1 protein-coding gene is annotated in these 1,156 nt (G+C 68.8%); it reads left to right on the top strand.

What is annotated here, in order from left to right:
• The coding region (locus ACWGJ2_RS40505; protein ID WP_453351429.1) for a hypothetical protein at positions 1–1,156 on the top strand (1,156 nt) is incomplete at both ends.

The raw sequence follows: 1,156 nt of genomic DNA on the forward strand, positions 1-1,156 counted from the left end.
GAAGTGGATCAGGAGTACGAGGCCCTGATCGAGAAGGAAGGCACGGCTGCGGCCGAAGCGGTCACGGGAGACCCTGATGGTCCCGGGCAAGACGACTTCGACCGCCGTTTCGAGGACGTCGTCGCCCTGCTGCGCGTCGCGGATCCCCCAGCCGAAACGCAAGCCCCCGCTCCGCGTCCGCTGTTCAGCGCTGAGGACGAACAGCGGCTGCGGGAACGGTACGCTGCCATGCGTCAAGCGCTGTCCGAGATCCTCACCAGCATCGACGCGGACCCGATCCTGCCGACGGCCGAGGATCCGGTGGTCGAAGCCGGCGACGCCGCCGCCCTCGAAGCGGCGATGGGCAACGCTGAGGCCGAGGCAGGCTCCTACTGGGGCACCCCCGAATGGACAATGATCCGCTCGATCGGCCAGGCAGGACAGCAATTCCGTGGGGCCGTCCGGGAGGCGTTGCTGACCTACGCCGAGAAGACGCTGCGCGACATCCGCGCGCACGGCATCACCCGGACGGTCGAAGCCCGCACGGCGCGAGCCATATCCCATGAGGCGAGGCACCTGGCACGTCGCCTGGAGCGGTCGGGACAGCGTGACTCGCGTGGCTGGCGGGCAGTGTGGCGCCTTCACCGGGCCGCCGCGACCCGCGCGGACCGGTTGACCGGACTGCTGCCCGCCGCCCAGCGCACCGACCGAGCCGACCGGCTGGGCCGCGCCTGGAGCTGGTTCACCGAGCGGCTCGCCACCCGTCCCCAGGACGCAGGCGACAGTACGGGCAGTGACGACCAGAACCGTATGCGCGCGATGCTGTCGAACAGCGCCGAGTCCATCGGCGGAATCTACGGTGCCGTCTCGGAAAGGCTCGGGGCCCTGACACAGCACCCGGTGTGGCGCCGGATTGCCTCTGTATGGTCCGCGGTCCGTGAAGCCGTAGCCAAGGGCTGGCTCGGCGTGGGCCGCTTCATGGCGGACCGCCAAACCCTCGGCACCGGTCGGACGTTGTGGGTCCGCACCCTGGAGATCATTTCGTTCGGAGCACAGACATTGATCAACCGGCTGGAGGCGAACGACGGCCAGAACGGACTGCGGTGGAACCTGCTGCGCGTCCTGCATCACGCTGCCGAAGAGCACATCGACCACATTCACGGTCATCTGCCCAAGG

It is taken from the genome of Streptomyces sp. NPDC054796 (assembly GCF_053611545.1).